Genomic DNA, 23,183 nt, shown 5'->3' with positions numbered 1-23,183 from the left:
CTGACTGGCTGGCGGCGCAGTGTGTGTCGAACCAGTCTCCGAACTGGCGCGCGCGGAAATGGGAAAAATAATGGGAAAAACGCGCAAATTGCCGCGGGCGACGGTAGAAATGCAGAAAACCACTGCGGCACAGGCGTTTCTGACGATTCTGATGGCGAAAAATAAATGGGAAAAGAATTCGCGGAAATGGGAAAGCGAGCAAAAGAAATGGGAAAATTCCCAATATTTTTGATTCGTCGAGCTGTACAGTCTCTTTAGACGCCGGGCTTGGGGGGCGCTGTGACGACGCTGGACATCAAATACAAGGACCCGCGTAAGCTCAAACCGCGCCTTAGAAACCCCCGCACTCACACTCCCCGTCAGATCAAACAGATCGCCGCCAGCATCACGGAATTTGGCTTTATCAATCCTGTCCTGATCGACGGCTCCGACGGCATTGTGGCGGGTCATGCTCGGGTCGCTGCGGCAACATCGATAGGGATGGCCGATGTTCCCACCGTCCGGGTGGATCATCTGACCCCCAATCAGATCCGAGCCTATGTCATCGCCGACAACCGGCTTGCCGAAAAAGCCGGATGGGACCCTACCCTGCTCGCTCTCGAGCTTCAGGAGCTATCCGTCCAGCCGAACTTCGACGTGACGGTCACCGGCTTCGAGATGGGCGAGATCGACCTCATCATTAGCGAGACCAGCGCTAGCGAGGCGGACGAAGCCGACGTCATACCGGAGATCGACCGTTCCCTGCCCGCCGTATCGCGGCCTGGTGACTGTTGGCAGATCGGCGATCACGTCCTGCTGTGCGGAGATGCCCTCAAGCCCGACAGCTACGAACGACTGCTCGGCGGAAAGCGGGCGCAAATGGTCTTTATCGACCCGCCTTACAACGTCCGGATCGCAGGCAACGTTTCCGGATTGGGCAAAGCCCGACACCGCGAGTTCGCAATGGCTTCTGGTGAAATGACCGAGCGGGAGTTCACGAATTTCCTCAGACGCGCCCTCACCCATCTCGCCGATTTCAGCATCGACGGCTCGATCCATTTCATTTGCATGGACTGGAGACATATCCGGGAATTGGCCGATGCCGCCGACGACGCATACAGCGAGCTCAAGAACATCTGCGTCTGGTCGAAGAGCAACGCAGGTATGGGTTCATTGTACCGGTCGGCCCATGAGTTCATCTTCGTCTACAAAAATGGTCGCGCTAAGCACATCAACAACGTCGAGCTCGGCCGCTTCGGGAGAAGCAGAACAAATATTTGGGAATATGCCGGTATGAGTAGTTTCGGGAGGGACCGGGACGCCTCGCTTGCCGGACACCCGACGCCGAAACCCATCGCCCTGGTTAGTGACGCTATCCTCGACTGTTCCAAGCGAGGCGGCATTGTCCTGGATGCATTTGCCGGCAGCGGCACCACGCTGCTCGCCGCCGAAAAGACCGGCCGGCGCGGTTACGGCATCGAACTGGATCCGCACTATGCCGATCTGGTCATTAAACGATTCGAAGAAGTCTATGGCTTAAGCGCAATACACGCGGATTCTGATTTGAGTTTCGACCGGGTACGGGCGGAACGGACGGAGAGCAACAAGGATGGTCAAGCGAATACGATTAAAGTCCGAGCGGGTAAGAATAACGCCAGAGAAAAACCAACGGAACGACAAAAGGGCTGGCCGCAACCAGCGAAAAATACGCGCGATATTGCCGGCCGAAGAAAAGGCACCAGCCGAAAGCAACGATGAATACTCGGTTGGTCGCGGCAAACCGCCAAAACATACTCAATTCAAAAAGGGCGACGGTCGAAAGCGGCCCGGACGACCCAAGGGCAGCAAAAATATTGCTACCTTAGTGTTGGAAGCCGCCCATGCGCAGGTTGACGCAATCATCGACGGCAAAAAGCGCAAGATTTCTAAAAAGCAATCAGCCGCGATAAGGCTTGCGAATGCAGGCGCGATGGGTGATCCCAAGCTACTGCTTAAGTTCATTGATCTGATTGGAGAGATTGAAGCGCGCGCGGAGGCCGCCAGACCTTCTGAGTATCCTTTCAGCGACGCCGACAAAAAGGTAATTCGAGAAGTCTATAAGCGGCTGCGACCTTACGACGAACGGGACAGCGACTGATGGCCCCATCTCCCGCAAAAATGACGGCCGAAATCTATCGGCATGACCTACTTGCATTCATCCATCGGTCGTTTCTTGAGCTGAACCCGGCGCAAACATTCGAATACAACTGGCATCTGGAGCTGATTGCCCAAAATCTTGAGGACGTTGCTTACGGCAATTGCAAACGTCTGATCATCAACGTTCCTCCAAGACACCTTAAATCACACTCCGCATCCATCGCGTTTCCGGCTTGGTTCTTGGGTCATTTTCCTGAGAAAGAGGTGGCGTGCGTCTCTTACGCCCAAGACTTTTCGGACACTTTAGCACGGCATTCGCGCCGCCTCATGGAGAGTGCATTCTATCAAGCGCTGTTCGCTACGCGAATTTCTCCCGCAAAAGATACTGTGGCCGAATTCGAAACGACCCGAGGCGGCTTTCGATTCTCAACTTCGGTTGGAGGCAAGTTCACGGGTCGCGGCGCAGACGTGATTGTAATCGACGACCCTTTAAAGGCCGACGATTCGTTGTCGGATGCAAGGCGAGAAGGCGTCAACGAGTGGTTCGACAATACGTTGCGGAGCCGCCTCAATAGGCAAGCACATGGCGCAATTATCATTGTCATGCAAAGACTGCATGCCAATGACTTAGTCGCCCACGTTCAGGAGTTCGAAGATTGGAGGGTGCTATCGTTTTCGGCAATCGCCGAAGACGATGACGTCTATAGAATTCGCAGCCCTTACTACACTTCAGACTTCAATCGAAAAGAGGGAGACATTCTTCAGCCCTCATTGACGCCGCGCCCCATTCTGGAAGGGCTTCGCAGAACGATGACGCCCTATCTGTTCGCCGCTCAGTATCAACAGAACCCTCAGCCGCCATCGGGTAATCTGGTCCAGCGCGAATGGTTGTCGTTTTACACGACAGCGGAGAAGCCAGAGACATTTGATACAATCCTCCAGAGCTGGGACACTGCGGTCAAAGACACTGAGCTTGCAAATTTTAGCGTCTGCACAACGTGGGGCGTCAAGAGCGGGAAAGCGTACCTAATCGACGTCTTCAGAAGGAAGCTGGCGTTTCCGGCCCTAAAAAAAGCCGTCGAAGACCAGGCAAAGCTTCACGATGCAACCGTCGTCCTAATCGAAGACATGTCATCCGGAGCCCAACTAATCCAACAATTGCGTGCCGACGGATTCTCGAAGATCCAAGCCGCGCCCTCTTTGGACGGTAATAAGATTATGCGATTGAACGGTCAGACTCCGATGATCGAAGGCGGGTTTGTTCTATTTCCCAAACAAGCAGATTGGCTCGAAGGCTACCTAAGCGAGTTGCTGTCGTTTCCCAGCTCGCACTATGATGACCAGGTCGATTCTACGGTTTACGCGCTGGCTTGGATTGGCGAGAATCCTCGGTGGTCGGGCACGTTCATTAAACGGCCATGGCTTCATTACTATACCGAGCTACCTGATCAAGAAATCAAACGCATTGTCATGGCGTGGGATACTGCCCTGAAAGACGGCGGTCAGGGCGACTGGTCAGTTTGCACTGTGTGGCAGCTAATTGGAAAGAACTATTATCTTCTACACATGGAGCGCGGCATCTACGCATACTCGGAATTGCGGCTAACATTCAGTGAGCTGGTCAAGCAATATCGTCCGTACCAAATCTGGTTCGAGGAGACCACCACAGCATTGGCCCTGAAGAGCGATCATGAGTTGTCATCACGCTCTCTAATCAAGATCCAACCTGTCGAAGAGGACAGGAAGGGTCGAGTGTATGTGATGCAACCTAAGTTTCAGAACGGACAGGTGCTTTTTCCGCAAAACGCATCGTTCATGCAACAAGTCGAACGAGAACTGCTCAGCTACCCTTACGGCGACACGGACGACATAGTCGATAGCATTTGCCTGGCTCTCAAATACGGTGGCACCGGCTATGACTCGACCTTAAGTTGGGTGTGAAGTTATGCCCCACATTCAGGCGGGTGATTTTGCATCCTTCCGACGGGAGTCAAGGACGGAGGAATCGATTGCCGGGCTGGAACGGTTTACCACCGACCTTTGGTGGCAAGCGCAATTTTGGGCACTGGCCAGGCGGTGATACTATTCGTTCCGGAAGATCACTGTGCTGCGGCGGGCAGAACCCATGCGCCGGAGAGCCATGAAATGATGCCGCATGCTCTCAATTATATGGTAAGCTACAAGATACGTTCGGGCCGGCGGGATAGTTCGAGCATTTGGAATGGGCCGCGAAACGTCGTGCGCGGAACGTTTAAACAAGCGGGTTCTGAAGCGCCCAGCACGCCGCGTTCGAACCAGTGTGCTCTAAAGCGCTAAAAGCCAATTCACCTACGCTGCGTCGGGGCAGCGTTCCACTTCAACGGTAACGTGACTCAAACCCGGCAGATTTGCGAGCTTCGACTTGTACACTTGCGCCAGCTCGGGTGCGTCGGCAACGATCGAAACGATGGCCGCGTGATGACCTGGGCCGACTTGCCACAGATGCAAGTCACTAATGCGGTCGGTTCCCGTCTCCAAACGCTCCCTAATTCGCAACTGCAATTCCTTGTCCGGTACAGTGTCGAGCAATGTTGCGGCCGACGAACGAATGAGACCGTACGACCATCTGGAAATGACAATCGCACCGACAATGCCGATTATCGGGTCTAGCCATACCCATCCGAAATATCGACCGGCCAACAGCGCGACGATTGCCAACACGGAAGTAAGCGCGTCGGCGACGACGTGAAGATAGGCCGCACGCAAATTCCGGTCTTTGCCACCTTGGCCGTGGTCGTGACTATGGCCGTCGTGATGATGGTGTCCGTGGTCGTGTTGGTCGTCTCCTTCGAACAGAAGCCACGCGCAAACAAGGTTCACCACAAGGCCGACGAACGCGACAAGAGTCGCCTCGCCGAACTGAATTGCTACTGGCGAATAAAGACGAATGACGGATTCCAATGCGATAAGAATCGCAATCAGTCCGAGAATTATTGCACTCGCGAATGCTGCAAGGTCGCCGACTTTGCCCGTCCCGAATGTAAAGCGGGAAATCGTGCGCGTGCGTCCGGGCGAACCGATAGGCGAACGCCGCAATGCCGATTGCGGCGGCGTGCGTCGCCATGTGCCATCCGTCGGCCAGAAGTGCCATTGAACCGAAGACGGTTCCCGCGACAATCTCAGCAATCATCATAGCTGGGGTTATGCCGACGACCATCCAAGTGCGACGTTCGTACAGGCCGTGACGCTTCCCTAGGAACACGTGCCTATGGCTCCATTTGTCGAGGGAGTGCGTATGCATGATGGTCCGTTAGCCCCTCACATTGCCGCCATTTCTCGGAGTATATAGGGTTCAAATCGACCTGAGGGAGACTGACATGCGTCCCATCGCACTTGGATTTCTTGCGGCCGTTTTTGCGACAACCTTCGCTTTAGGCCACGAAGCAAACGGCCCAAACGGCGGACGGATTGTGGATGCGGGGGATTATCACGTTGAACTGGTCGCGAAGGGCGGCAACGTCGAAGTCTATGTCACGGATACCAGCGACAAGCCGGTTGCAACTGATAGCCTTAAGGGACTCGCCATTTTAACGGTCGGCGGCAAATCGCAGCGGATTGAACTTGTCGCGGCGGGCAGCAACAAGCTTCAGGGTCCAGCGACCAGCCCGATTGCAGGCAACCCCAAGGGAGTAGTCCAACTAATGCTGCCCGACGGCAAGAAAGCGCGGGGGCAGTATAGGTAAGAGTGGCTTTTTTCATTCTCAATTTCTTGTATAGTCGGCGGCATGTCGCTCAAACTCAATCGTCGAACCGCTCTCGTCGGGCTTGCAACCGCAGCCGCGATTCTACCAATACGATTCGGGCTCGCAGCGCCTTTAAGGATTGTTGTGACAAAGGATCCGAATTGCGGATGTTGTGTCGCGTGGGCGGAGCATCTTCGGGAAAATGGATTTGACGTGACACTGATCAACAATCCTCAAATCAATCGCGTGAAAGCAAAGCTCGGCGTGCCCTCTGCGTTGGCCTCTTGTCACACCGCGGAAACCGAGGGCTTTGTCATCGAAGGTCACGTACCAGCGGAAGCGATTCACAGGCTTTTACGTGAACGACCGAAGGTTAGGGGGCTTGCCGTTCCCGGCATGCCAATCGGTTCGCCTGGCATGGAAGTCGAAGGCACCCCGCCCGAAACTTACAGCGTGATCGCTTTTGGCCCGAGCGGCCAGTTTATTTTCGCGCGCTATGAAGGGGCCAAGTTTTTGCCGGTGCGCTAGACAGAGCGACACGCATCAAAACCTTCCGCTCAAGCGACGCGGAAAACGCCCATCATGCCGCCAGCCTGGTGTTCGAGGATATGGCAATGGAACATCCAGTCGCCCGGATTATCCGCTACAAGCGCGATATCGGCGCGTTCGCGGGGAGCCAGCAGCACCGTGTCCTGCCATTCCCTGAAACGGGTCGGTTGCCCGTTCCTGCTGACAACCCGGAACGAATGTCCATGCAGATGCATCGGATGGTGCCAGGCGGTGTCGTTGACGAGTTCGATGATGTGCGAACGGTTCAGAGACAATGAGAGGATCGGCTCGTGCAGGTGACCTCGTGCAGCGATTCCGTTGACTGCCCATGCCAAGCCGTTTTGAAAAAGCGTCCGGATATCGGTGCGCTTTCCATCCATGATCGCGGCGGACATCTGCCCCATCATGCCGCCGCCAAGCACAATCCGATGACGCTCAGCGTTTTCCAGAGCGGGTTCCGCCAGAGCGTTGGCCGGAAGCCGCAGCGGCTCCGACACGGTTTGAGCGCGCCGAGCCGGTTCCTGCGAATAAACAAGATTAAGAAGCCGGTAGTTCAGGCTCGCATAGAACCTGTCGACGACCCGTGAGATTTGACCGGGGGCGCCAGTCATGTCGAGCACCAGGTCAGCCCGCATCGCGGGACCAAGGACGATGCGACCCTGCGGCGGCTCATGCGGCTCGACCGGCTGCCCGTCCAGGGCGACTATTTTCGGCGCATGGCCCTCGAATTCCAGTGCGAAAATCCGCGCATTCGCTGCATTGATGAGACGCAACCGTATCCGCTCGCCCGCCCGCACCTCGAATGTCTCCTGCACGGCGCCGTTGACCGTGACCACGTTGCCGATGCGGCCGCCATGGCTGACGTCATGCATGTTTCCAAAATCTTTGCTCATTGAAGCATCCTTCAACAGGCGCCAATCACTCAGCAGCCACGTAACGTCGCGATCCACACGCGGAGGGTCCCGTTCCTCAACGATCAGGCTGCCAGAAAGGCCGCGGCCGATCTGCTCGGAGCTGCTGTGGTGCGGATGATACCAATACGTGCCGGCGTCGGGGCATTCGAACTCATATGTAAACTGCCCGCCGGACGCTATGGGTTGCTGCGTGAGATGCGGCACGCCATCCATCGCGTTCGGCAAACGGATGCCATGCCAGTGAACAGTGGTTACCTCAGGCAGACGGTTCTCGACAACCACTCGCAGACGTTCACCTTGCCTGACGCGGATTTCGGGTCCAGGGATTCGCCCGTCATAACACCACACTTCCGTCGCAGGATGCTGCGCACCGACGAGCGACAAGCGCGCGGGCGCGGCGACGAGCCGAAGCTCCTTTGCTGCGCCGGCGGCGGCGCTTGTGCGCAATGGCAGCGATCCGGTCGCGAGCAAGCTTGCGGCGCCAGCTACAACGCGGCGCCGGTTGATCATTGCCGCTGTCATGTCCGTTTCTCCTGGGCGATTTCAAACGTCATTCCCCTCGATGTTTCCAGCCCGGCCCCCTTTACTACCGCATAGATGGCCGGAATGACGACTAGCGTCAGAAGGGTCGAGGAAACCATGCCGCCGATCATCGGAACGGCGATACGCTGCATCACTTCCGAACCTACACCCGTGCTCCAAAGGATAGGCAGCAGGCCTGCCATGATAGCTGCCACAGTCATCACCTTCGGCCGCACGCGCTCGACCGCGCCTTCCATGATCGCGCGGCTCAAGTCTTGGTGCTGCAGGAGCCTTCCCTCGCTCACAACGCGCGCTTTGGCTTCTTCCCATGCCTGATTGAGATAAATTAGCATGATGACGCCGGTTTCGGCAGCGACGCCCGCGAGCGCGATGAATCCGACGATCGACGCCACGCTGTAGTTGAAACCCATCCAGTGCATCAGCCATAAGCCGCCGACCAGCGAGAACGGAAGGGAGAGCATCACAATCAGCGTCTCGCCGATACGTTTGAAATTCAGATAAAGCAGCAGAAAAATCAGGAGCAGTGTCGCCGGAACGACGACTTGCAGACGCTTTGCGGCCCGCTCCAGATATTCGAACTGCCCGCTCCATGCCACGTAGAAGCCCGCGGGCATCGGCACGGCTTCTGCCACTGCCTTCCGGGCTTCTGCTACATATCCTCCGAGATCGCGATCGCGAATGTCCACAAAGACATACACGACGAGCTGGCCGTCTTCCGTACGGATCGAGGTTGGCCCCTGCGTGCGCGTGATCGACGCGACCTCTCCCAAAGGGATGGCGCTGCCATTTGGCAGCGATACCAGAACTTCAGAGGCGATGGCCTCGGGGTCACTGCGGATATCGCGGGGATACCGCAGCACCACGCCATAACGTTCCCGGCCCTCGACAGTCGTCGCGATGACTTCGGCGCCGATCGCCAATGAAATCGTCTTTTGTACGTCCTCAATGGACAGGCCGAGACGGGCTATGGCGTCACGATCAGGTGTAATCTCAAGGAAGTAGCCACTGTTGACCCGTTCCGCATAGGCGCTCGACGTGCCGGGGACTTTCCGCAATGCCGTCTCGACTTCCTTCGCGAGGCTTTCGAGTGTCACCAGATCTTTCCCGAAGATTTTTACGCCCACTGGCGTGCGGATGCCCGTGGAGAGCATGTCGATGCGCGCCTTGATCGGCATCGTCCAGGCGTTGCTGACGCCCGGAAACTGCAAGGAAGCATCCATTTCGGCGATGAGCTTGTCGACGGTCAAGCCGGCGCGCCACTCGCCTTGCGGTTTCAAATTGATAATGGTTTCGAACATCTCGATCGGCGCGGGATCGGTCGCCGTATTGGCCCGCCCGGCCTTGCCCCACACGCTCTTCACTTCGGGAAATGACTTGATGATACGGTTCTGCGTCTGCAGCAGCTCGGCAGCCTTTGTGACCGAGAGCCCGGGCAGCGTCGTGGGCATGTAAAACAATGTGCCCTCATTCAGGTTCGGCATAAACTCAGACCCGATCCGCGTGGCGGGGATGATCGAGACACCGAGGATAACGCCGGCCAGCAGGACGGTCAGGAGCCTGGCTTTCAAGACCGTTCTGATGACGGGCCGGTAGAGCCAGATCAAGGCCCGGTTTATGGGATTGCGGCTTTCGGGCATGATGCGGCCTCTTATGAACAGCAGCATCAGCGCCGGCACGAGCGTCACGGAGAGTATGGCCGCAGCCGCCATCGCAAAGGTCTTGGTATAGGCCAATGGCTTGAACATCCGCCCTTCCTGCGCTTCAAGCGCAAAAATCGGCAGAAACGAAACGGTGATGACCAGAAGGCTGAAAAATAGCGCCGGGCCCACTTCCTGAGCGGCAGCGATCAGGACCTCGCGCCGGTCACTGCCCGGTGGCGCATGCTCCAGACGCTTATGCGCGTTCTCGACCATGACAATTGAAGCGTCCACCATCGCGCCGATCGCAATAGCGATGCCGCCCAGGCTCATGATGTTGGAGTCTATCCCAAGCACATGCATGACTACCATAGCCATCAATATGCCGATCGGTAACGTGATGATTGCAACGAGAGCGCTGCGGGCGTGGAGCAGGAACAGAAAGCACACGAGCGCGACAATCACGCTTTCTTCCGTCAGCGTAACGATCAGCGTACGGATCGCACGATGAATCAGATCCGAACGGTCATATACCTCCGTGATTTCGACCCCTTCGGGCAGACTTGACCGGAGGGCCGATAGCCGCTCCTTCACCGAAGTGATCACGTCTAGCGCGTTGCCGCCGTAACGCTGCAGCGCTATGCCGCTTGCCACCTCGCCTTCGCCGTTCAGCTCCGCGATTCCACGCCTCTCGTCCGGCGCCAGTTCGATGCGCGCGATGTCCTTCAACGTGACCGGCGTTCCTCCCTGCGCCTTCAGGACCACACGCTCAAGGTCCGCCGGCGTTCGCAGGTAGCCGCGCCCCCGGATCATGAATTCGGTTTCCGACAGCTCGATCGTCCGCCCGCCCACATCCATGTTGCTGGCACGGACAGCATTGCGGACGGCATCGAGCGTAATGCCGAACGTCTTCATGCGCTGCGGATCGATCACGATCGCGTACTGCCGCACGAAGCCCCCGACCGCGGCGACTTCGGCAACACCTTCCGCCTTCGCCAGACCGAAGCGCAAATGCCAGTCTTGTAAGGACCGAAGCTCGCTAAGATCGTGGTTTTTAGAATTCAGCGCATACTGATAAACCCACCCCACCCCGCTGGCGTCCGGACCGAGCGTGGGGGTGACGCCAGAAGGCACCCGGCCCGCGGCAGCATTGAGATATTCCAGAACGCGCGACCGCGCCCAGTAGATATCGGTCCCGTCTTCGAAAATGACGTACACGAACGATACGCCGAAGAAAGAAAATCCACGGACCACACGCGAACGCGGCACGCTGAGCATGGCGCTCGCCAGAGGATAGGTGACCTGATCCTCGATGACTTGCGGCGCCTGACCCTGGTATTCCGTGTAGACGATGACCTGCGTATCGGAGAGATCAGGAATCGCGTCGAGCGGGATGCGCGTCATCGCGTAGAGGCCCGCCAGCACGCAAAACAGGGCCGTTATCATCACAAGGACGAGATTGTTAGCGGACCATCGGATTAGCCGCGCGATCACTTACCGTTCTCCGCCGGTGCGAAGCCTGCGAGGGCGGCTTTCAGGTTGCTTTCCGCGTCCACCAGAAAGGTGCCGCGGACCACCACGTCTTCACCTTCGTCCACGCCCTTCCTGATTTCGACAAAGCCGTCGCCCCGCGCGCCGATTTCGAGTTCGCGCGGCTCGAACAGCCCCTCTCCCCTGGTCACGAAAGCAACGCGGCGCCGGCCGCTGTCGATCACAGCCGTTTCGGGGATCGCAACCACGGCATCGCTCCCGTCGTTTTCAAATGCGATTTCCGCGAAAAGCCCAGGGCGCAAACGGCCATCCGGATTGGGCAAGACGATCCTCACAGGCACCGTGCGCGTCGCCATGTTCAACTCGGGATAGATGCGTCCGACAATCCCCCGCAGCCTTTCGTTCGCGAATGCCTTGAGCTGCACGCTTACGGCCTGGCCTTCGCGGATCGAAGCGAGATCGCCTTCCGCGACCTGCGCGATGACCCAGACCATTGAGAGATCGGCGGTACGGAACAGGGAATCACCGGAAGAGAACCGCATTCCGACGATGGCGGGTTTCTCTAGCACGATTCCGTCACGGGGCACGTTGAGTGTCAGCGACCGAAGCGGGCGGCCCGCTTTTCTGATCTCTTCCACCGCCTCGTCTGAGAATCCGAAAAAGCGAAGATTTCGCTCAGCACTCTCGTGAACCGTTCCGCCGCGCCCGGCGCCGGTCATTGTGCTGGTAAGGTCCGCCTGCTTCTGCAGGATGTCCGGCGACTCAATCCATACTTTCATGAGCTTCTGCCCGCGCTTGGCGGGCTCACCGACAGACGGAACATAAAGCTCTTCGACGAACCCATTGAACTTCGCGGTGACGACCCCGAGCCTTGTTTCATCGGCTGCGACCGTACCCGGAGCGCGCACGGTCCGGGAAACGACACGGCGCTCGGCCTTTTGCGTCCGCACCCCGGCCCGCTGCACTTTTTCCGGCGAGATACGCACGGTACCCTGCGGTCCGCCTGTTTCGTCCTCGTAGACCGGGATGTAGTCCATCCCCATCGAGTCTTTCTTCGGAACCGAGGAAACGTCGGGCAATCCCATCGGGTTGCGGTAATAGAGAATCTTGCGTGGCCCCTCCTTTCTCGGAGCGTCCGCACGCGTTTCCGGTTCGACCGCGGTGAAGATTACCTTCGAAGCAACGGGCTCCTCGCGGCCCTTGATGCGCGCCGTAATCGAAAACGCCCATCGGCCTGCCATCGCGAGATCGGCCTGATATACGAGGACGCCTGGCGAGGCGCCGGGCACCGGCTTCAGCGGAGCCGCCATCGCCTCCATGCCGTCCGGGCCCATATCAAGCCGCGCCTTTTCGACTGTGACATCCCGCGATGCTGGCACCGGTTCGATGCCGGCCAGCTTCAGTTCGATGCGAATGTTCCGGCCGACTAAAACCTCCGGCTTGACCGCTTCGAAGGCGGGCGCATTCTGGGCGGCCGCGCGGATTGAAGGAATCGGAGCTATCGCGGTCATGCAAACAAACATGATCCGCAGCACTGCGGTGACGTTCGTCATGTGATCCTCTTGAAGTTGGATGTTGCTGCGCGTTACCCGGCACAACGAGCCCGCACGCGCGCGTCTTCCTCACGCGCGTGATACGCGCGACGGGAGACTTGGCATCAAGGGATCAGAAGATAGGAGGCCTGAACAGCGGACCCGCTCGAACAGCCTCTACCGCCAGGGGTTCGCGGGATAGCAGAGCAGCAGCAACGCCATCAAATACTGCTGGGACATAAGCAGCAGCTTCGAGACCTGCATTGACATGACAGCTGGCCGCACAAGCATCGTTCCAGACGCAGAGCCTCCGGCCCTTTTTGGTGTGGTCGCAGCAATCGCCATTTTGCCCCGGACAATCGGCGTGGGCAGCTATATTCACAATCGAGGACGCTGCGTCAGTCATACCAACTGACGGCTGGTAGGCCGAAAGCGCCATGCTCCAGACAAGCGCTAAAGATAAGATGCGTCGAAGCATTCTGATCTTTACCTTTTGCACCGCAACCCTTGCAACCATAGTAATGTGACAAATAAGGTTGAGGTTAGCACTTCACACAAATGTGCTTTGAACGAATTCGAGGACGCGCAGCCCGGTGCCTGGGCGTCGCTGGAGCGCCCGTCATCGATGACGATCCTCGCAAGATAGCCGGCAGCAAGAATGCCGCGTGACTGAACAAACAAAGCAACGGTCCCTGAAAGGACCGCCGTTTTACCTTTTGGGTTGCAGCCTCGTCCCTTGACGCTCATGCGTTGTCGCCGCTAGTCAGGCAGCGACGAGAGCAAATAACGCCAAGGCCAAGAGCGCAAATAGGATACCGATATTTCGAACGAAGAAGGCTGCGATGACGAGAGCCGGAAATTCGCCGACATCGCGCAAGCTTCTAACGATCATAGCCGACCTATCCATCGCCTCGCCTCCGCTACCACACGATCAACCCGCACGCGACAAGTCCATCCGGGCAGTCCTTCGTTGGATAACCCATGCCGCCCCACGGACCGGAATAACCGTTGCTGGCATCACATTTCGGCACTGCGATCGCCTTCGTCATTGCATTCGGAATCAAGGCCGCCGTCACCGCCAGCAGAGCAGCGGTAGCGGCCAGCGTGAGAACGGTCTTGCGCATCGTGAATCTCCCTGAGCGGGTCCGTGCTCGCTGTTCGAGGGCGTCTGCCGACCACGTCGATTGCAAACAGCAATCGCCTGCAGAACGATGATCCGTGCGCCCGGCCTGAGCCTTTCGACAGATCAAAAGCTCGAACCTCGCCATCGAGGTTTCCTGCCAAGGATTCGCGTTCTGCGCGGCGTAGGTTACATAACGGCGATCAACGGACCGTGAGCATTGCCACGCTTGGACGGCAAAAGGTTCGGGCGGTGGTCGCGTCTTCCCCGATGTCGACGTGCTGGGTCTAGGAATCGCACCGACCGGAGGTCTGCATTGGCGGGCATGGAACCGTTCCGTAAGAGCAAAAGACGCAGCAATCGCCGGGTTTCGGGCGGAGACGGTCTCCGCAGCCTTTGCAATGATAGAAATACTGGCAGGCGTCGACTGGCATTTCGACGGACTCGCGATGGCCACAGTTCGGGCACGTGAGCGTGGAGACCATGTTCATCACCGGCGAGTTGCCGCTCGATTCGCCGTCGTCGTTGGAGACACCTGAGTTGTCGTCGGCACCAAATCTCGCTCGAAGCGGTATGGCGATGAGCACGAGCAAGGCCAGTCCGCCAAGCGCCGACAGTATCTGCGGCGTCAAGACTGAGCCGGCGGAGAACTCATGGCCGGCATCGAAGACCGCCCCGAGACCTGCTCCCGCCAGACTATAGATCACCGTTACAGGAATAATGCCGAACACGGTGGTCAGCACGAAGACTGTCAATCGCACGCCAACGAAAGCGGGCACGATGTTGACGAGAAAGAACGGAAACAAGGGCACCAGACGCAACACGAGCAGATATGACCACGCGTTGCCGCGAACCCGCTTCCCCAGCGCGGCGGCTTTTGGACCGAACGTATCGAGGGTCCTTCCCCCCGTCAGGCTCCGGGCGATGAGAAACAATGCGGTGGCGCCGATGGTCGCGCCAATGACGGTCAGAACGGCTCCGTAGAACACACCGAAAAGCAGACCGCCCGACAGCGTCAGAACGACGGCGCCAGGGATCGAAAGCGCGGTGGCGAGAATGTAGATCGCAAGATACGTGGCTGCGGCCGCCAAGGCGTGCCGCTCCACCAGGCCGGCCAGCGATTTGCGGTACTCCCTGAGCGTATCGACAGACAGAAGCTCGCTGACGCCGGCGAGATGGAGCCCAATAATCGCTGTGAGCACGACCAAAGCGACCCACGCGCGCCGGTCTCGAGCAATGCGCATCCACACAGACCTTCGATACTCCGGTGCTTCCGTCATGACGCTCGCACGCTCCCGCAAGACTCAAGGCAGCAGGCGCTGGATGAGTCTGGCCACGGTCCTCATCCGATCGCCATATAGGGTCGGCGTGAAGTGCCGGCCCGCAGCCCTCTTCGAGATTTCCGACAGCGTCGGATAAGGCGCGATCATGCCGGCGATTGCCGAGAGTTTCAGACCTTGGGCAATCGCCAGCCCCCATAGCCCGATCAGTTCACCGGCATGCGGCGTGACCAGAGTGGCACCGAGAATTCGACCGCGCGAGCCGACGACGATCTTCGCGATACCGTCGGTCGCCCTCTCCGCCTGGGCCCTGTCATTCGCATGCAGAGGCTCAATCAGTACCGAAACCGTGTGTCCGTCCGAACGCGCCTGCGCCTCCGTCAGCCCCACATGCGCCAATTCCGGCTCCGTGTAGGTGACCCACGGCAACGCGTTGTAATTGACCTTCGCTGGCAGAGAAAACAGCGCATTGCGAATGACGATACCGGCCTGGTACCCGGCGATATGCGTGAATTGAGGGCCGCCGCAAACATCTCCGATCGCGAAAATCCTCTTGTTGGATGTTCGCAGCCGGGCATCCACCTTGATGCCCGCGGGGCCCACTTCAATCTTCGCCGCGGCGGGATTGATGCTGTCGACGTCAGGTTTACGGCCGGCGGCCACGAGGATGTGCGACCCTATCAATCGTTGAGTCTCTCCCGCGGTCCGCACCATCACCTCGGCCTTGCCATTGACGCGGACGACCGCCGAGATTTCCGCATTCTCGAGTAGCCTGACTCCTTCCTTCAGAAGGACGTCTCTCACGATCTCGACAGCTTCGGGTTCGTCGCGCGGCAATATCCCGAATCGCTCGATCAGGGTGACCCCGGATCCGAGTCTGCGGAAGGCTTGCGCAAGCTCGACTCCGATCGGACCACCTCCGACGACCAGAAGATGATCCGGCCGCTCGCGAAGTTCGAAAACAGTCTCGTTTGTCAGATACCCGAATTGATCCAGACCGGGGATTGGCGGAATGACCGGGCGCGATCCTGTCGCCACGACGAACCGACGGGCCCGGACAAGCACGTCACCCGCTATTAACATGTCCGGTCTGACGAAGCGGCCCTCCGCGGGGATGACCCTGACACCAAGCCCGGCAAATCGCTCGACGCTGTCATGCGGGGCAATGGCCGCGATGACCGCATGAACGTGGTCATGCACGTTGTCAAAAAGCACGTTTGGAGGCGCCCCCGATATTCCAAAACCGTCGCTGTCCCGGATCGACTGGGCGCGCTGCGCGGCGGCGATCAGTGCCTTCGAGGGTACGCAGCCGGTGTTCAGGCAGTCCCCTCCCATCCGGCCGCGCTCGACCAGCACGACTTTGGCGCCCATCTGCGCAGCACCCGCGGCGACGGAAAGCCCGCCTGAGCCGCCGCCGATAATGCAAAGGTCGAAGCGCTCACTCATCGCGGCGGCACGGGCGGTTTCAACGCTTGGGCTCCGAGCGGGGCTTCAGCGCCAACATCCCGGCGCTGGTCAGGATCGGAAGCTCCGGATGAAAAGCGAATGCGACGAACGCAAACGTCACGTGGTGAACGAGTGGCTGTCCGGAGGACAGATCCACGATGGATACCGCGCCAACGTCGCGACCTTCGGCGATCCGACTCCGGTCGAGAGCAGAGGCCACTCCTTGCTTCCAGGACAGTTCGACGCCGTCGATCGTCATCTGTCCGCGCTCCCGCAGAAACGCGAGCGACACCGCTATCGCTGCCTTGTTCCGGGGCACCACGACGACACGGGCCATCGGATCTATTCCGTCCGGCAGGCGCCCCTCGAACAGCGCATAAGGCTCCGCGCGGGTGTCGTAAGCGACGTAAGGATTCTTGCCGTATGGACGCAAATCCGGATTTGACGGAACAAGCACGTCCGCCCGCGGATGCTTATCGCGAAATTCCGCGAATGAAACCACGCGGGACGGAAGCATGACCAGCGATTGTCCAGCGAACCGGCCTGCAATCGCTTCACCCGTATATTGCTGCCACCAGCTTTCCGTCTGCCGATCATACATGACCAGATCCGAGTTTCGTAACATTCCGGTGGTGCCGAACGACAGCAACTCGTTTCCGATCGTTCGGTCGAACACCACGGACGCATTGCACAAGGGACAGTAGGTGACCGCCACGGATCTGCCGCCAAGCTCGTCATTGACGATCTCGTGCCATGTCAGAACGCTCAGCGGATACGCGCGGGTTTCCGAACTGAGCGTCAATGAAATGACGGGCTCGCGATCGGCATAACGCTTGGTGATGAACGCAGACTCGAAGCGTGGCTGATCGATTGGCGGAATGCCGTCGCGGGGCGGACCGCCGGCGACTATTTCGGACGAAGGGACAGTCAGGCGACTGAAATCGGTCTTCCAGGAGCGCTGCCAGCGGGCGATATCGGCCACAGCCGATGTTATGAAAGTTGCGGTCAGTATGAGACCGGCGAGGGCTGCGCACGCCCAACCGGCAGCACTCCGGCGAGCCGCTTGGCGTCGATGGCGGCCGGTTGAGTGTCGTCTCCTAGTATATGCATCGTTCATACTGCTTCTCCATCGCCGCTTGGTGCGATGTCTCAAACCACAGCGCCGTGAACGCGTAGGCAACCTCCGCTTCGCGACGATGCATTTACTTTCGAGCCGCATCAGCAGCGGTCGGTCGTCTCGGACGGATCAGGTTGCACGCGCATCTTGTACGCAACCGCACCGTAAGTCGCGACGAGATAGGGTACGCAATATGTCAGCAGCAGCTTCGCCCAATTCAGATCCGTGTAGCCAAACAGCGCATCACCCTGGTTGATCAGATTGAGGACCGTTCCGACGATCACGGCCACATAGATTGAACGAAGCGGAATCCCGTCGGAGATGGCGCACTGAAGGCAAGCCGTGATCTTGGAAACCAAATCGTGTCGCTCTGACGCGGAAATACTCATGCTGTCTCCAGGAGGGCTGGCAGATCATCGAGACTCTTGATTTCATCGTCCGGTTTGCCCGGAAGGCGCTCGGGTCTCTGTCCGTAGCGGTTGCACCAGACCACCTGCATTCCGAAGGCCGACGCAGCGTAAGCGTCCCAGGCATTGGATGAAAGAAAGCACATATTCGCTTCAGGGATGCCAAGCCGATCGACGGCAAGCTGGTACACTTTGCGACTGGGCTTGTAGACACCGACTTCCTCGACCGAAAGAACCGCGTCGAACACCGAACCAAGCCCTGCGTTCCTGACCACCGCCTCGAGCATCGCAGGGGTACCATTCGACAGAATAGCCAGGCGAAGCCCGGCGGCCTTGAGCTGGCCTAACACACGCGGCACCTCGGGAAACGCATCGAGCGCCAGATAGAGCTCCATCAGACGGTCGCGCAGCCCTGCCCGCTGCAGGCCCAGCGTATCGAGTGCGAAGTCGAGCGCGTCACCGGTGACCTGCCAGAAGTCCGCATGCCGCTCCTGCGCGGCGCGGAGCCAGGTGTATTGAAGCTGCTTGTCGCGCCACAGCACCGTCAGCTTATCGAAATCGTCGCCGATCTCCGCCCTGCAACCGCGCGCCGCAGAAGCAAAATCGAACAATGTGCCGTAGGCATCGAAGACGCAGGCTTGCACGTCGCGTAGCTTGGTCATCCGATCATCGCTCGCTGGAAATGTCCCTGTCAGGATGACGAATATCCTTCGTCTCGCTGCATAGATCAAATTCCGACAAGCGTTCGGGCTCCGCATGCGCTGGAGGACGCAACCTCGCGAAGCCCGAACAGCCCTCGGCTGGGTCTTAGAGTTCTTTCGGCGCCTTGTCGCGGATCTGCGGCCAGTTGGCATTGGCCTTCGAGATATTCCCGGACGTATCCTCCAGCCAGCGCTTCTGAGCCGGCGCGCCGACATTCAGATAAAGCTTACCATCGACCACTCGCCAATACGCCGGATCTCCGTCAAGCTTCTTGCCCAGTGCCGCGCCCATGGCGCAAAAGCCGCCGAAGGCTGGAACATATTTCGCCGGATTCTTTTCGAACTCGCTGCGATTTGCGGCACTGGCGAAATAATAGGTCACCCCGTCGTGCTTCGCGGAGAATTGCTTGTCACCGGTCGTCGGCTTGCCCGCGGTGAAATAGGCAACCGGGTCATGGCCGCGCAGAGCGACACCAGACCCATCCACGTTGATCGCAGCCTTGGAGCCCTCATCGTAAGCGAGCGACACCGCCGGCAATGCGGACAAGGACGAAGCAATAACGGACGCACCCAGCGCCAGTTGGAGCAGCGTACGGCGGTGCAGCGATATGGGATTTTTTGACATGCGTGATCCTCGACAAGAAAGCCACCGTGGTGGCGCCACCGGACCATTCGCTCGGGGGACCGATCCGGTTACGCTTTCACGATGATGTGAGCCGAATGTCCGCAATGCCTACCCTCGCCAGAGAGCGGAAGATTCAGCTCACTGATCGCGCTCTTCAGCGCAGCCCGCCGCGCGACCGGGGACATCCAATTCGACGGATTTGTCCGCAAATTGCGTGACGAAATGGGGCTGATGCAAACTGCAAAGAACGGAAACGCCTTGCTCGCTGGCGATGTCGCGAAGGAGCTGCAAAATCCCACCTGAAGCTACGAGATCGAGGCTGGCAACCGGCTCGTCCGCGAGTATGACTTGAGATCTTTGGACAAGGGCCCGCGCAATCGCCACTCGCTGCTGCTGTCCACCGGACAAACGATCCGCCCGCTGTGAAGCGAATTCCAGGAGGCCGACCCGTTCGAGCGCCGATAAGGCAGCTTTTCGATGGTCCTGCGAAACCGCTCCGGACACCACACGCCAAAGCGGCATGTCAAAAAGCGCGCCCGAGAGAGCGTTCGTAAGCGCCGTCCTGCGGCGGACGAGGTTGAACTGCTGGAAAATAAACGCGATATCGCGCCGCGCCGCGCGAAGCGCAGCACCGCTCAGTTCATGCATCGCGTGGCCGGCCGCATATTTCGCCTCTCTCGGCTTCGGCAAGGCGCGCAATGCAGCGAAGAAGACTGGTTTTTCCAGCGCCGCTCGGACCGACCAGGGCAACGAACTCGCCGGGTTCTGCGGACAACGTCAAGCCCCTGAGCACGCGCCTCTCGCCGTATCGGAGATGAACATCCTCCACGTGAATGCCGCGCCGCGCTGTCACGTGATGCGCCTGCGAATGATTGCGCTGGCTTGGTCGATACAGGTGACCATGACCAGGATGACGATCAGAATTGCGAATACGCGCGGAAAGTCGAGGAGATCGATGCTGCTTTTGAGCTCCTGTCCGAGGCCGCCCGCACCGACGATCCCAAGCACGGTCGACGCACGGATATTGAACTCCCACATATAAAGCCCGATCGATACCGATGCAGGAAGGATATCCGGCACCAGCGCGTACGATACTACTTTCAACTCGCTTGCGCCGGTCATGCGCGCAGCGTCCAGAGGCCCCTTCTCTGCGGCCTCGATCGTTTCGGCCCAGAGCTTTGCGATCGATCCGGCCGTATGGAAGCCGACGCCCAGCACACCGGCAAACGGCCCCAGTCCGACCGCAGCGACGAACAGCAATGCGAAGACGAAGCTGTCTATGCCGCGCAGAGCATTCAGAAGAAATCGCGTCGGCAGATATACAATGGACCAGGTTGCGATATTGCGCGCTCCCGCAATGCATAGCGGAACGGCAATCAACGCACCGAGCGTCGTACCGAGCGTCGCCATTGCGATGGTCTCTGCCGCGCGCACCAGCAGCGCCTGAAACTCCGAGAAATCGGGCGGCCACGCCCGCGCGCTCCACGCTCCGAGGCGGGGCAAGCCCAGCCAAAGGCGATGGAGGTCGATGTCGGCGAAATGGAAGCAGACCGCATAGAACGCCAGCACGACCGCGAGGATCGTCACGAAGCGAATCGGCCGCCAGCGCTCGGAATAGCGATGAGACACGTGATGCGAACGGGTTTTAAGCAAGCTATCTCTTGATGACCCCGACTGCGACTCCCGCATCTTCGATCATCTTGTAGGATTCGTGTGTCGCGGATATCCAGCCAGTGTAGTGCGGCGGCATGACCGATTTGGCTTGATCCTTCGTCAAGGCCAGCGCTGACGATCTGATCTTTTCCAGCAGAACGGGGTCGAAACCCTTCCGGACGACCAGCGCGTCGTTCGGAAGCGGATCGGACTTCCAGACAACCTCGACAGCATCTTTCGATATCAAGCCGCGCTCGATCATGCTGTACAGATTCCGGTCGTAATCGTTCGCCAGATCGACCTGACCGTTGGCCACCGCTATTTCATTGGCGGGGTGCGACGCCCCTTCCCTGTATTTGAAAAACGTTTTCGGATCGATGCCTCTGCTCATGAACCAGAAGGTCGGTATCAGCCAGCCGGACGTGGAGCCCCGATCCGCGAAAGAAATGCTGAGGCCCTTGGCTCCATTTGGCCACTCGGAAATCGTCAGACCAGGCCGCCCGACAATGATCGCATGGTAAAATGGCTTTTCGTCGTACTTCACGGTCGCGATGGTCTGTGCGCCGCCATTGCGGTGCGCAAGCACATATCCCCATGGCCCCATCCAGGCGACATCCGCCTGGCCGTTCGCCAGCGCGGTCGCGATGCCGGCCCAGTCTGTCGTCACGACGAGTTCGTATTCGACACCCGCGCTGTTCGACAAATGCGCGAAGAAAGGTTCATAGGCCCGCCGGGTGTCACCCGGAGTCGGCTGGAACGGCCCTACCGCAAATCTCACCTTCTCTGCCGCGACTGCCGTGCGCGGTGTCGCAACGACTGCGCATAGAAGGGTCAGCAGTATGACGATCGGCCAATAATGAGGCGACAATGCGCAACGCGCAAATATTGAACGGTTCAAACGACGCTCCAGAAACTAGAGTTACTTAATGATTTTCGTCTCGCGACGTACCCCGGATGACCGATCAGGATTGACCCGCAATTCGTCGTGTCCCTCGCAGAACCGCCGGCCAATTGAAGAAGCGGCGGCCAACGGCACCCGCAAGGCACGTCAGAACCATGACGGTTCCGAACTGCCAGACCAAAATCATGAGGCTGGCATCCTGCGTATGAAACAGCCTCAGACCGAAGCTGCCAATCCCTGCCGCCGCCAATCCACCCAGAGCTGCCGTCAGATATGGCACCAGAGGCGCTCCCCGCCGCAGCATGATGACGATGGCGACAGCGGGAATAATCCCGACGAGCACGATCGCCGGGAAACAGAACAAGTCGATCTTGAAGCCCGGACCGAAAGACCCGGTTTGCGCAAAGCTCGACAGGCACCCTTGCCCCAGACTCATGAGCCAAATCGAAAGCGGCAGGACCGGCAGCAACACCACCCTTCGGTCATATCCGGGAATGGTCGTCGCAAAGGCGGCGTAGCCGGCCCCGATCCCGGTCGCGAGCGCCGAGAGCAACTCGACCATGAAACGCGCATCGACGAATTTCTCCGCAAGATCGCTGCGCGGCGTCATGACAAGAACGACTAGCGCGACATAAGCAGCCGCGACAGCAAGCCAGATCGCCGTTCGTCGCCACGGGCGCGCGAGTGGGCGAACCGAACCCGACGCCTCTGCCAGCCGTTCAATAAGCCGATCGGTCTCCATCATTTCATTCCTTCTTAAGCGTCTTGCGCAACGACAGCACCGCACGATGCACCGAAACCTTCAGTGCAGCGACGCTGGATCCGCTGACCGCCGACGCCTCCTTGAGCGACATCTCCTTCAATTTCAACAGTTCGAGCGCCTCACGCTGTCCGGCCGGGAGTCGGCCGATCGCGCGCCTCAACGCTTCCGGGTCGCCGTATTCTGCCTGCTCGAGATTCGCGTCCGGATCGGAAAAGGTTACAGGCGGAGCCTCGACCCGCACTTCGTGAGCGGCACGGCGAACATAGCGCCGGCCACTATCGATCATGCGGTTACGGGCGATGGCGATGAGCCAGGGAAGAAACGGCCGCTCGGGATCGTAAGTCTGCCGGACGGAATGAACCGAAATCAGAACATCCTGGACAATGTCCTCCACGTCCTCCCGGTCGAGAAAAGACCGCTGGCGGCGGACGAACCGCCGAACGATGAGCGCAATTTCCTCGAGAAGCTGCGAATAGGCGCGCTTGTCCCCGTCCTGGCCGGCCTTCATGAGATCGGCAAGTCTCTCGCTATCGTGCCGTTCCTGCGTCATCTCGTACTTTCAAACGATCGGTCCGCTCTCGGAATGAGAGAGGACCTTTGTAACTTCATGCGACGCGTTAGCGAAATCAACCACGGGTGAGAGATAATGCAGTCCTCCCTCTCGACC

Annotated in this window: 22 protein-coding genes and 2 pseudogenes; 6 read left to right on the top strand and 18 right to left on the bottom strand. The window is 58.9% G+C overall.

Going from position 1 to position 23,183, the window contains the following annotated elements:
* Positions 1-19 precede the first annotated feature (19 nt).
* Genes AB7F49_RS29395 through terL form a run of 4 tightly spaced genes read left to right on the top strand, consistent with a single transcriptional unit; the run spans position 20 to position 4,056 of the window.
* A complete protein-coding gene (locus AB7F49_RS29395; protein WP_428529061.1) occupies positions 20-232 on the top strand; it encodes a hypothetical protein in 213 nt (70 codons plus the stop codon).
* A 47-nt stretch (positions 233-279) separates the two neighbouring features.
* Positions 280-1,737, top strand: a complete 1,458-nt coding sequence (locus tag AB7F49_RS29390; RefSeq protein ID WP_428529059.1) for a site-specific DNA-methyltransferase — start codon at positions 280-282, stop codon at positions 1,735-1,737.
* Positions 1,697-2,116 carry a DUF5681 domain-containing protein gene (locus AB7F49_RS29385; RefSeq protein WP_428529057.1) on the top strand — a complete coding sequence of 140 codons (420 nt, stop codon included), beginning with the start codon at positions 1,697-1,699 and terminating at the stop codon, positions 2,114-2,116. Before AB7F49_RS29390 ends, AB7F49_RS29385 begins: the two co-directional genes overlap by 41 nt.
* Positions 2,116-4,056 carry a phage terminase large subunit gene (gene terL, locus AB7F49_RS29380; RefSeq protein WP_428529055.1) on the top strand — a complete coding sequence of 647 codons (1,941 nt, stop codon included), beginning with the start codon at positions 2,116-2,118 and terminating at the stop codon, positions 4,054-4,056. The genes AB7F49_RS29385 and terL overlap by 1 nt, the downstream gene beginning before the upstream one ends.
* 387 nt (positions 4,057-4,443) lie before the next feature.
* On the opposite strand, the pseudogene dmeF reads toward terL, so the two are convergent.
* Positions 4,444-5,395, bottom strand: a pseudogene (dmeF, locus tag AB7F49_RS29375) (CDF family Co(II)/Ni(II) efflux transporter DmeF).
* 76 nt (positions 5,396-5,471) lie between these two features.
* On the opposite strand from dmeF, the gene AB7F49_RS29370 reads away from it, so the two are divergent.
* Both AB7F49_RS29370 and AB7F49_RS29365 read left to right on the top strand, forming a co-directional pair.
* Complete coding sequence (locus AB7F49_RS29370; protein WP_428529053.1) at positions 5,472-5,837, top strand: hypothetical protein; 366 nt, start codon at positions 5,472-5,474, stop codon at positions 5,835-5,837.
* A 42-nt stretch (positions 5,838-5,879) separates the two neighbouring features.
* Positions 5,880-6,365 (top strand): DUF411 domain-containing protein, encoded by a 486-nt coding sequence (locus tag AB7F49_RS29365; RefSeq protein WP_428529051.1) that lies wholly within the window; start codon positions 5,880-5,882, stop codon positions 6,363-6,365.
* Positions 6,366-6,394: 29 nt separating this feature from the next.
* Here the strand turns inward: AB7F49_RS29365 and AB7F49_RS29360 are convergent, their stop codons facing one another.
* The 17 genes and pseudogenes from AB7F49_RS29360 to AB7F49_RS29280 form a co-directional block, all read right to left on the bottom strand.
* Complete coding sequence (locus AB7F49_RS29360) at positions 6,395-7,822, bottom strand: multicopper oxidase family protein (RefSeq protein WP_428529050.1); 1,428 nt, start codon at positions 7,820-7,822, stop codon at positions 6,395-6,397.
* On the bottom strand, positions 7,819-10,974 hold the full coding sequence (locus tag AB7F49_RS29355; RefSeq protein WP_428529048.1) for an efflux RND transporter permease subunit: 3,156 nt from the start codon (positions 10,972-10,974) through the stop codon (positions 7,819-7,821). The genes AB7F49_RS29360 and AB7F49_RS29355 overlap by 4 nt, the downstream gene beginning before the upstream one ends.
* Positions 10,971-12,524, bottom strand: a complete 1,554-nt coding sequence (locus AB7F49_RS29350; protein WP_428529046.1) for an efflux RND transporter periplasmic adaptor subunit — start codon at positions 12,522-12,524, stop codon at positions 10,971-10,973. The genes AB7F49_RS29355 and AB7F49_RS29350 overlap by 4 nt, the downstream gene beginning before the upstream one ends.
* Before the next feature lie 899 nt (positions 12,525-13,423).
* The gene (locus tag AB7F49_RS29345) at positions 13,424-13,627 is read right to left on the bottom strand and encodes a hypothetical protein (protein WP_428529044.1); all 204 of its coding nucleotides are present in this window, start codon (positions 13,625-13,627) and stop codon (positions 13,424-13,426) included.
* A gap of 283 nt (positions 13,628-13,910) precedes the next feature.
* Positions 13,911-14,114: a GDCCVxC domain-containing (seleno)protein gene (locus AB7F49_RS29340; protein WP_428529065.1), complete on the bottom strand. Its 204-nt coding sequence runs from the start codon at positions 14,112-14,114 to the stop codon at positions 13,911-13,913.
* Between the two features lie 204 nt (positions 14,115-14,318).
* A pseudogene (locus AB7F49_RS29335) lies at positions 14,319-14,867 on the bottom strand (TVP38/TMEM64 family protein); the annotation flags it as partial.
* Positions 14,868-14,927: 60 nt separating this feature from the next.
* Positions 14,928-16,349, bottom strand: a complete 1,422-nt coding sequence (locus AB7F49_RS29330) for a dihydrolipoyl dehydrogenase family protein (protein ID WP_428529042.1) — start codon at positions 16,347-16,349, stop codon at positions 14,928-14,930.
* Positions 16,350-16,368: 19 nt separating this feature from the next.
* Positions 16,369-17,331, bottom strand: coding sequence for a DUF3179 domain-containing protein (locus AB7F49_RS29325; protein WP_428529040.1), 963 nt, complete (start codon positions 17,329-17,331; stop codon positions 16,369-16,371).
* 236 nt (positions 17,332-17,567) lie between these two features.
* Positions 17,568-17,855 (bottom strand): nitrate/nitrite transporter NrtS, encoded by a 288-nt coding sequence (nrtS, locus tag AB7F49_RS29320; protein ID WP_428529039.1) that lies wholly within the window; start codon positions 17,853-17,855, stop codon positions 17,568-17,570.
* A complete protein-coding gene (locus AB7F49_RS29315) occupies positions 17,852-18,535 on the bottom strand; it encodes a haloacid dehalogenase type II (RefSeq protein ID WP_428529037.1) in 684 nt (227 codons plus the stop codon). Before AB7F49_RS29315 ends, nrtS begins: the two co-directional genes overlap by 4 nt.
* Before the next feature lie 145 nt (positions 18,536-18,680).
* On the bottom strand, positions 18,681-19,199 hold the full coding sequence (locus AB7F49_RS29310; RefSeq protein WP_428529035.1) for a YHS domain-containing (seleno)protein: 519 nt from the start codon (positions 19,197-19,199) through the stop codon (positions 18,681-18,683).
* A 138-nt stretch (positions 19,200-19,337) separates the two neighbouring features.
* Positions 19,338-19,847 (bottom strand): phosphonate ABC transporter ATP-binding protein, encoded by a 510-nt coding sequence (locus AB7F49_RS29305; protein WP_428529033.1) that lies wholly within the window; start codon positions 19,845-19,847, stop codon positions 19,338-19,340.
* Positions 19,840-19,992: an ATP-binding cassette domain-containing protein gene (locus tag AB7F49_RS29300; RefSeq protein ID WP_428529031.1), complete on the bottom strand. Its 153-nt coding sequence runs from the start codon at positions 19,990-19,992 to the stop codon at positions 19,840-19,842. The genes AB7F49_RS29305 and AB7F49_RS29300 overlap by 8 nt, the downstream gene beginning before the upstream one ends.
* 56 nt (positions 19,993-20,048) lie before the next feature.
* Complete coding sequence (gene phnE, locus AB7F49_RS29295; protein WP_428529029.1) at positions 20,049-20,852, bottom strand: phosphonate ABC transporter, permease protein PhnE; 804 nt, start codon at positions 20,850-20,852, stop codon at positions 20,049-20,051.
* Between the two features lies 1 nt (position 20,853).
* Positions 20,854-21,720 (bottom strand): phosphate/phosphite/phosphonate ABC transporter substrate-binding protein, encoded by an 867-nt coding sequence (locus tag AB7F49_RS29290; protein ID WP_428529063.1) that lies wholly within the window; start codon positions 21,718-21,720, stop codon positions 20,854-20,856.
* Between the two features lie 94 nt (positions 21,721-21,814).
* Positions 21,815-22,498 (bottom strand): NrsF family protein, encoded by a 684-nt coding sequence (locus AB7F49_RS29285; protein WP_428529027.1) that lies wholly within the window; start codon positions 22,496-22,498, stop codon positions 21,815-21,817.
* Position 22,499: 1 nt separating this feature from the next.
* Positions 22,500-23,066, bottom strand: a complete 567-nt coding sequence (locus AB7F49_RS29280) for a sigma-70 family RNA polymerase sigma factor (RefSeq protein WP_428529025.1) — start codon at positions 23,064-23,066, stop codon at positions 22,500-22,502.
* Positions 23,067-23,183 lie beyond the last annotated feature (117 nt).

It is taken from the genome of Pseudorhodoplanes sp., from assembly GCF_050250235.1.
Lineage (GTDB): Bacteria > Pseudomonadota > Alphaproteobacteria > Rhizobiales > Xanthobacteraceae > Pseudorhodoplanes.
The sequence above is the reverse complement of the archived record's forward strand: the minus strand, read 5'-3'. Positions and strand labels throughout refer to the sequence as shown.

What these genes read in the sequence shown, in the direction of transcription:
- AB7F49_RS29350 (WP_428529046.1), bottom strand. Translation starts at nt 12,524, where the DNA reads ATGACGAACGTCACCGCAGTGCTGCGGATCATGTTTGTTTGCATGACC.
- AB7F49_RS29285 (WP_428529027.1), bottom strand. Translation starts at nt 22,498, where the DNA reads ATGATGGAGACCGATCGGCTTATTGAACGGCTGGCAGAGGCGTCGGGT.
- terL (WP_428529055.1), top strand. Translation starts at nt 2,116, where the DNA reads ATGGCCCCATCTCCCGCAAAAATGACGGCCGAAATCTATCGGCATGAC.
- AB7F49_RS29370 (WP_428529053.1), top strand. Translation starts at nt 5,472, where the DNA reads ATGCGTCCCATCGCACTTGGATTTCTTGCGGCCGTTTTTGCGACAACC.
- AB7F49_RS29330 (WP_428529042.1), bottom strand. Translation starts at nt 16,349, where the DNA reads ATGAGTGAGCGCTTCGACCTTTGCATTATCGGCGGCGGCTCAGGCGGG.
- AB7F49_RS29310 (WP_428529035.1), bottom strand. Translation starts at nt 19,199, where the DNA reads ATGTCAAAAAATCCCATATCGCTGCACCGCCGTACGCTGCTCCAACTG.
- AB7F49_RS29345 (WP_428529044.1), bottom strand. Translation starts at nt 13,627, where the DNA reads ATGCGCAAGACCGTTCTCACGCTGGCCGCTACCGCTGCTCTGCTGGCG.
- AB7F49_RS29360 (WP_428529050.1), bottom strand. Translation starts at nt 7,822, where the DNA reads ATGACAGCGGCAATGATCAACCGGCGCCGCGTTGTAGCTGGCGCCGCA.
- AB7F49_RS29280 (WP_428529025.1), bottom strand. Translation starts at nt 23,066, where the DNA reads ATGACGCAGGAACGGCACGATAGCGAGAGACTTGCCGATCTCATGAAG.
- AB7F49_RS29340 (WP_428529065.1), bottom strand. Translation starts at nt 14,114, where the DNA reads ATGAACATGGTCTCCACGCTCACGTGCCCGAACTGTGGCCATCGCGAG.
- AB7F49_RS29365 (WP_428529051.1), top strand. Translation starts at nt 5,880, where the DNA reads ATGTCGCTCAAACTCAATCGTCGAACCGCTCTCGTCGGGCTTGCAACC.
- AB7F49_RS29315 (WP_428529037.1), bottom strand. Translation starts at nt 18,535, where the DNA reads ATGACCAAGCTACGCGACGTGCAAGCCTGCGTCTTCGATGCCTACGGC.
- nrtS (WP_428529039.1), bottom strand. Translation starts at nt 17,855, where the DNA reads ATGAGTATTTCCGCGTCAGAGCGACACGATTTGGTTTCCAAGATCACG.
- AB7F49_RS29305 (WP_428529033.1), bottom strand. Translation starts at nt 19,847, where the DNA reads ATGCATGAACTGAGCGGTGCTGCGCTTCGCGCGGCGCGGCGCGATATC.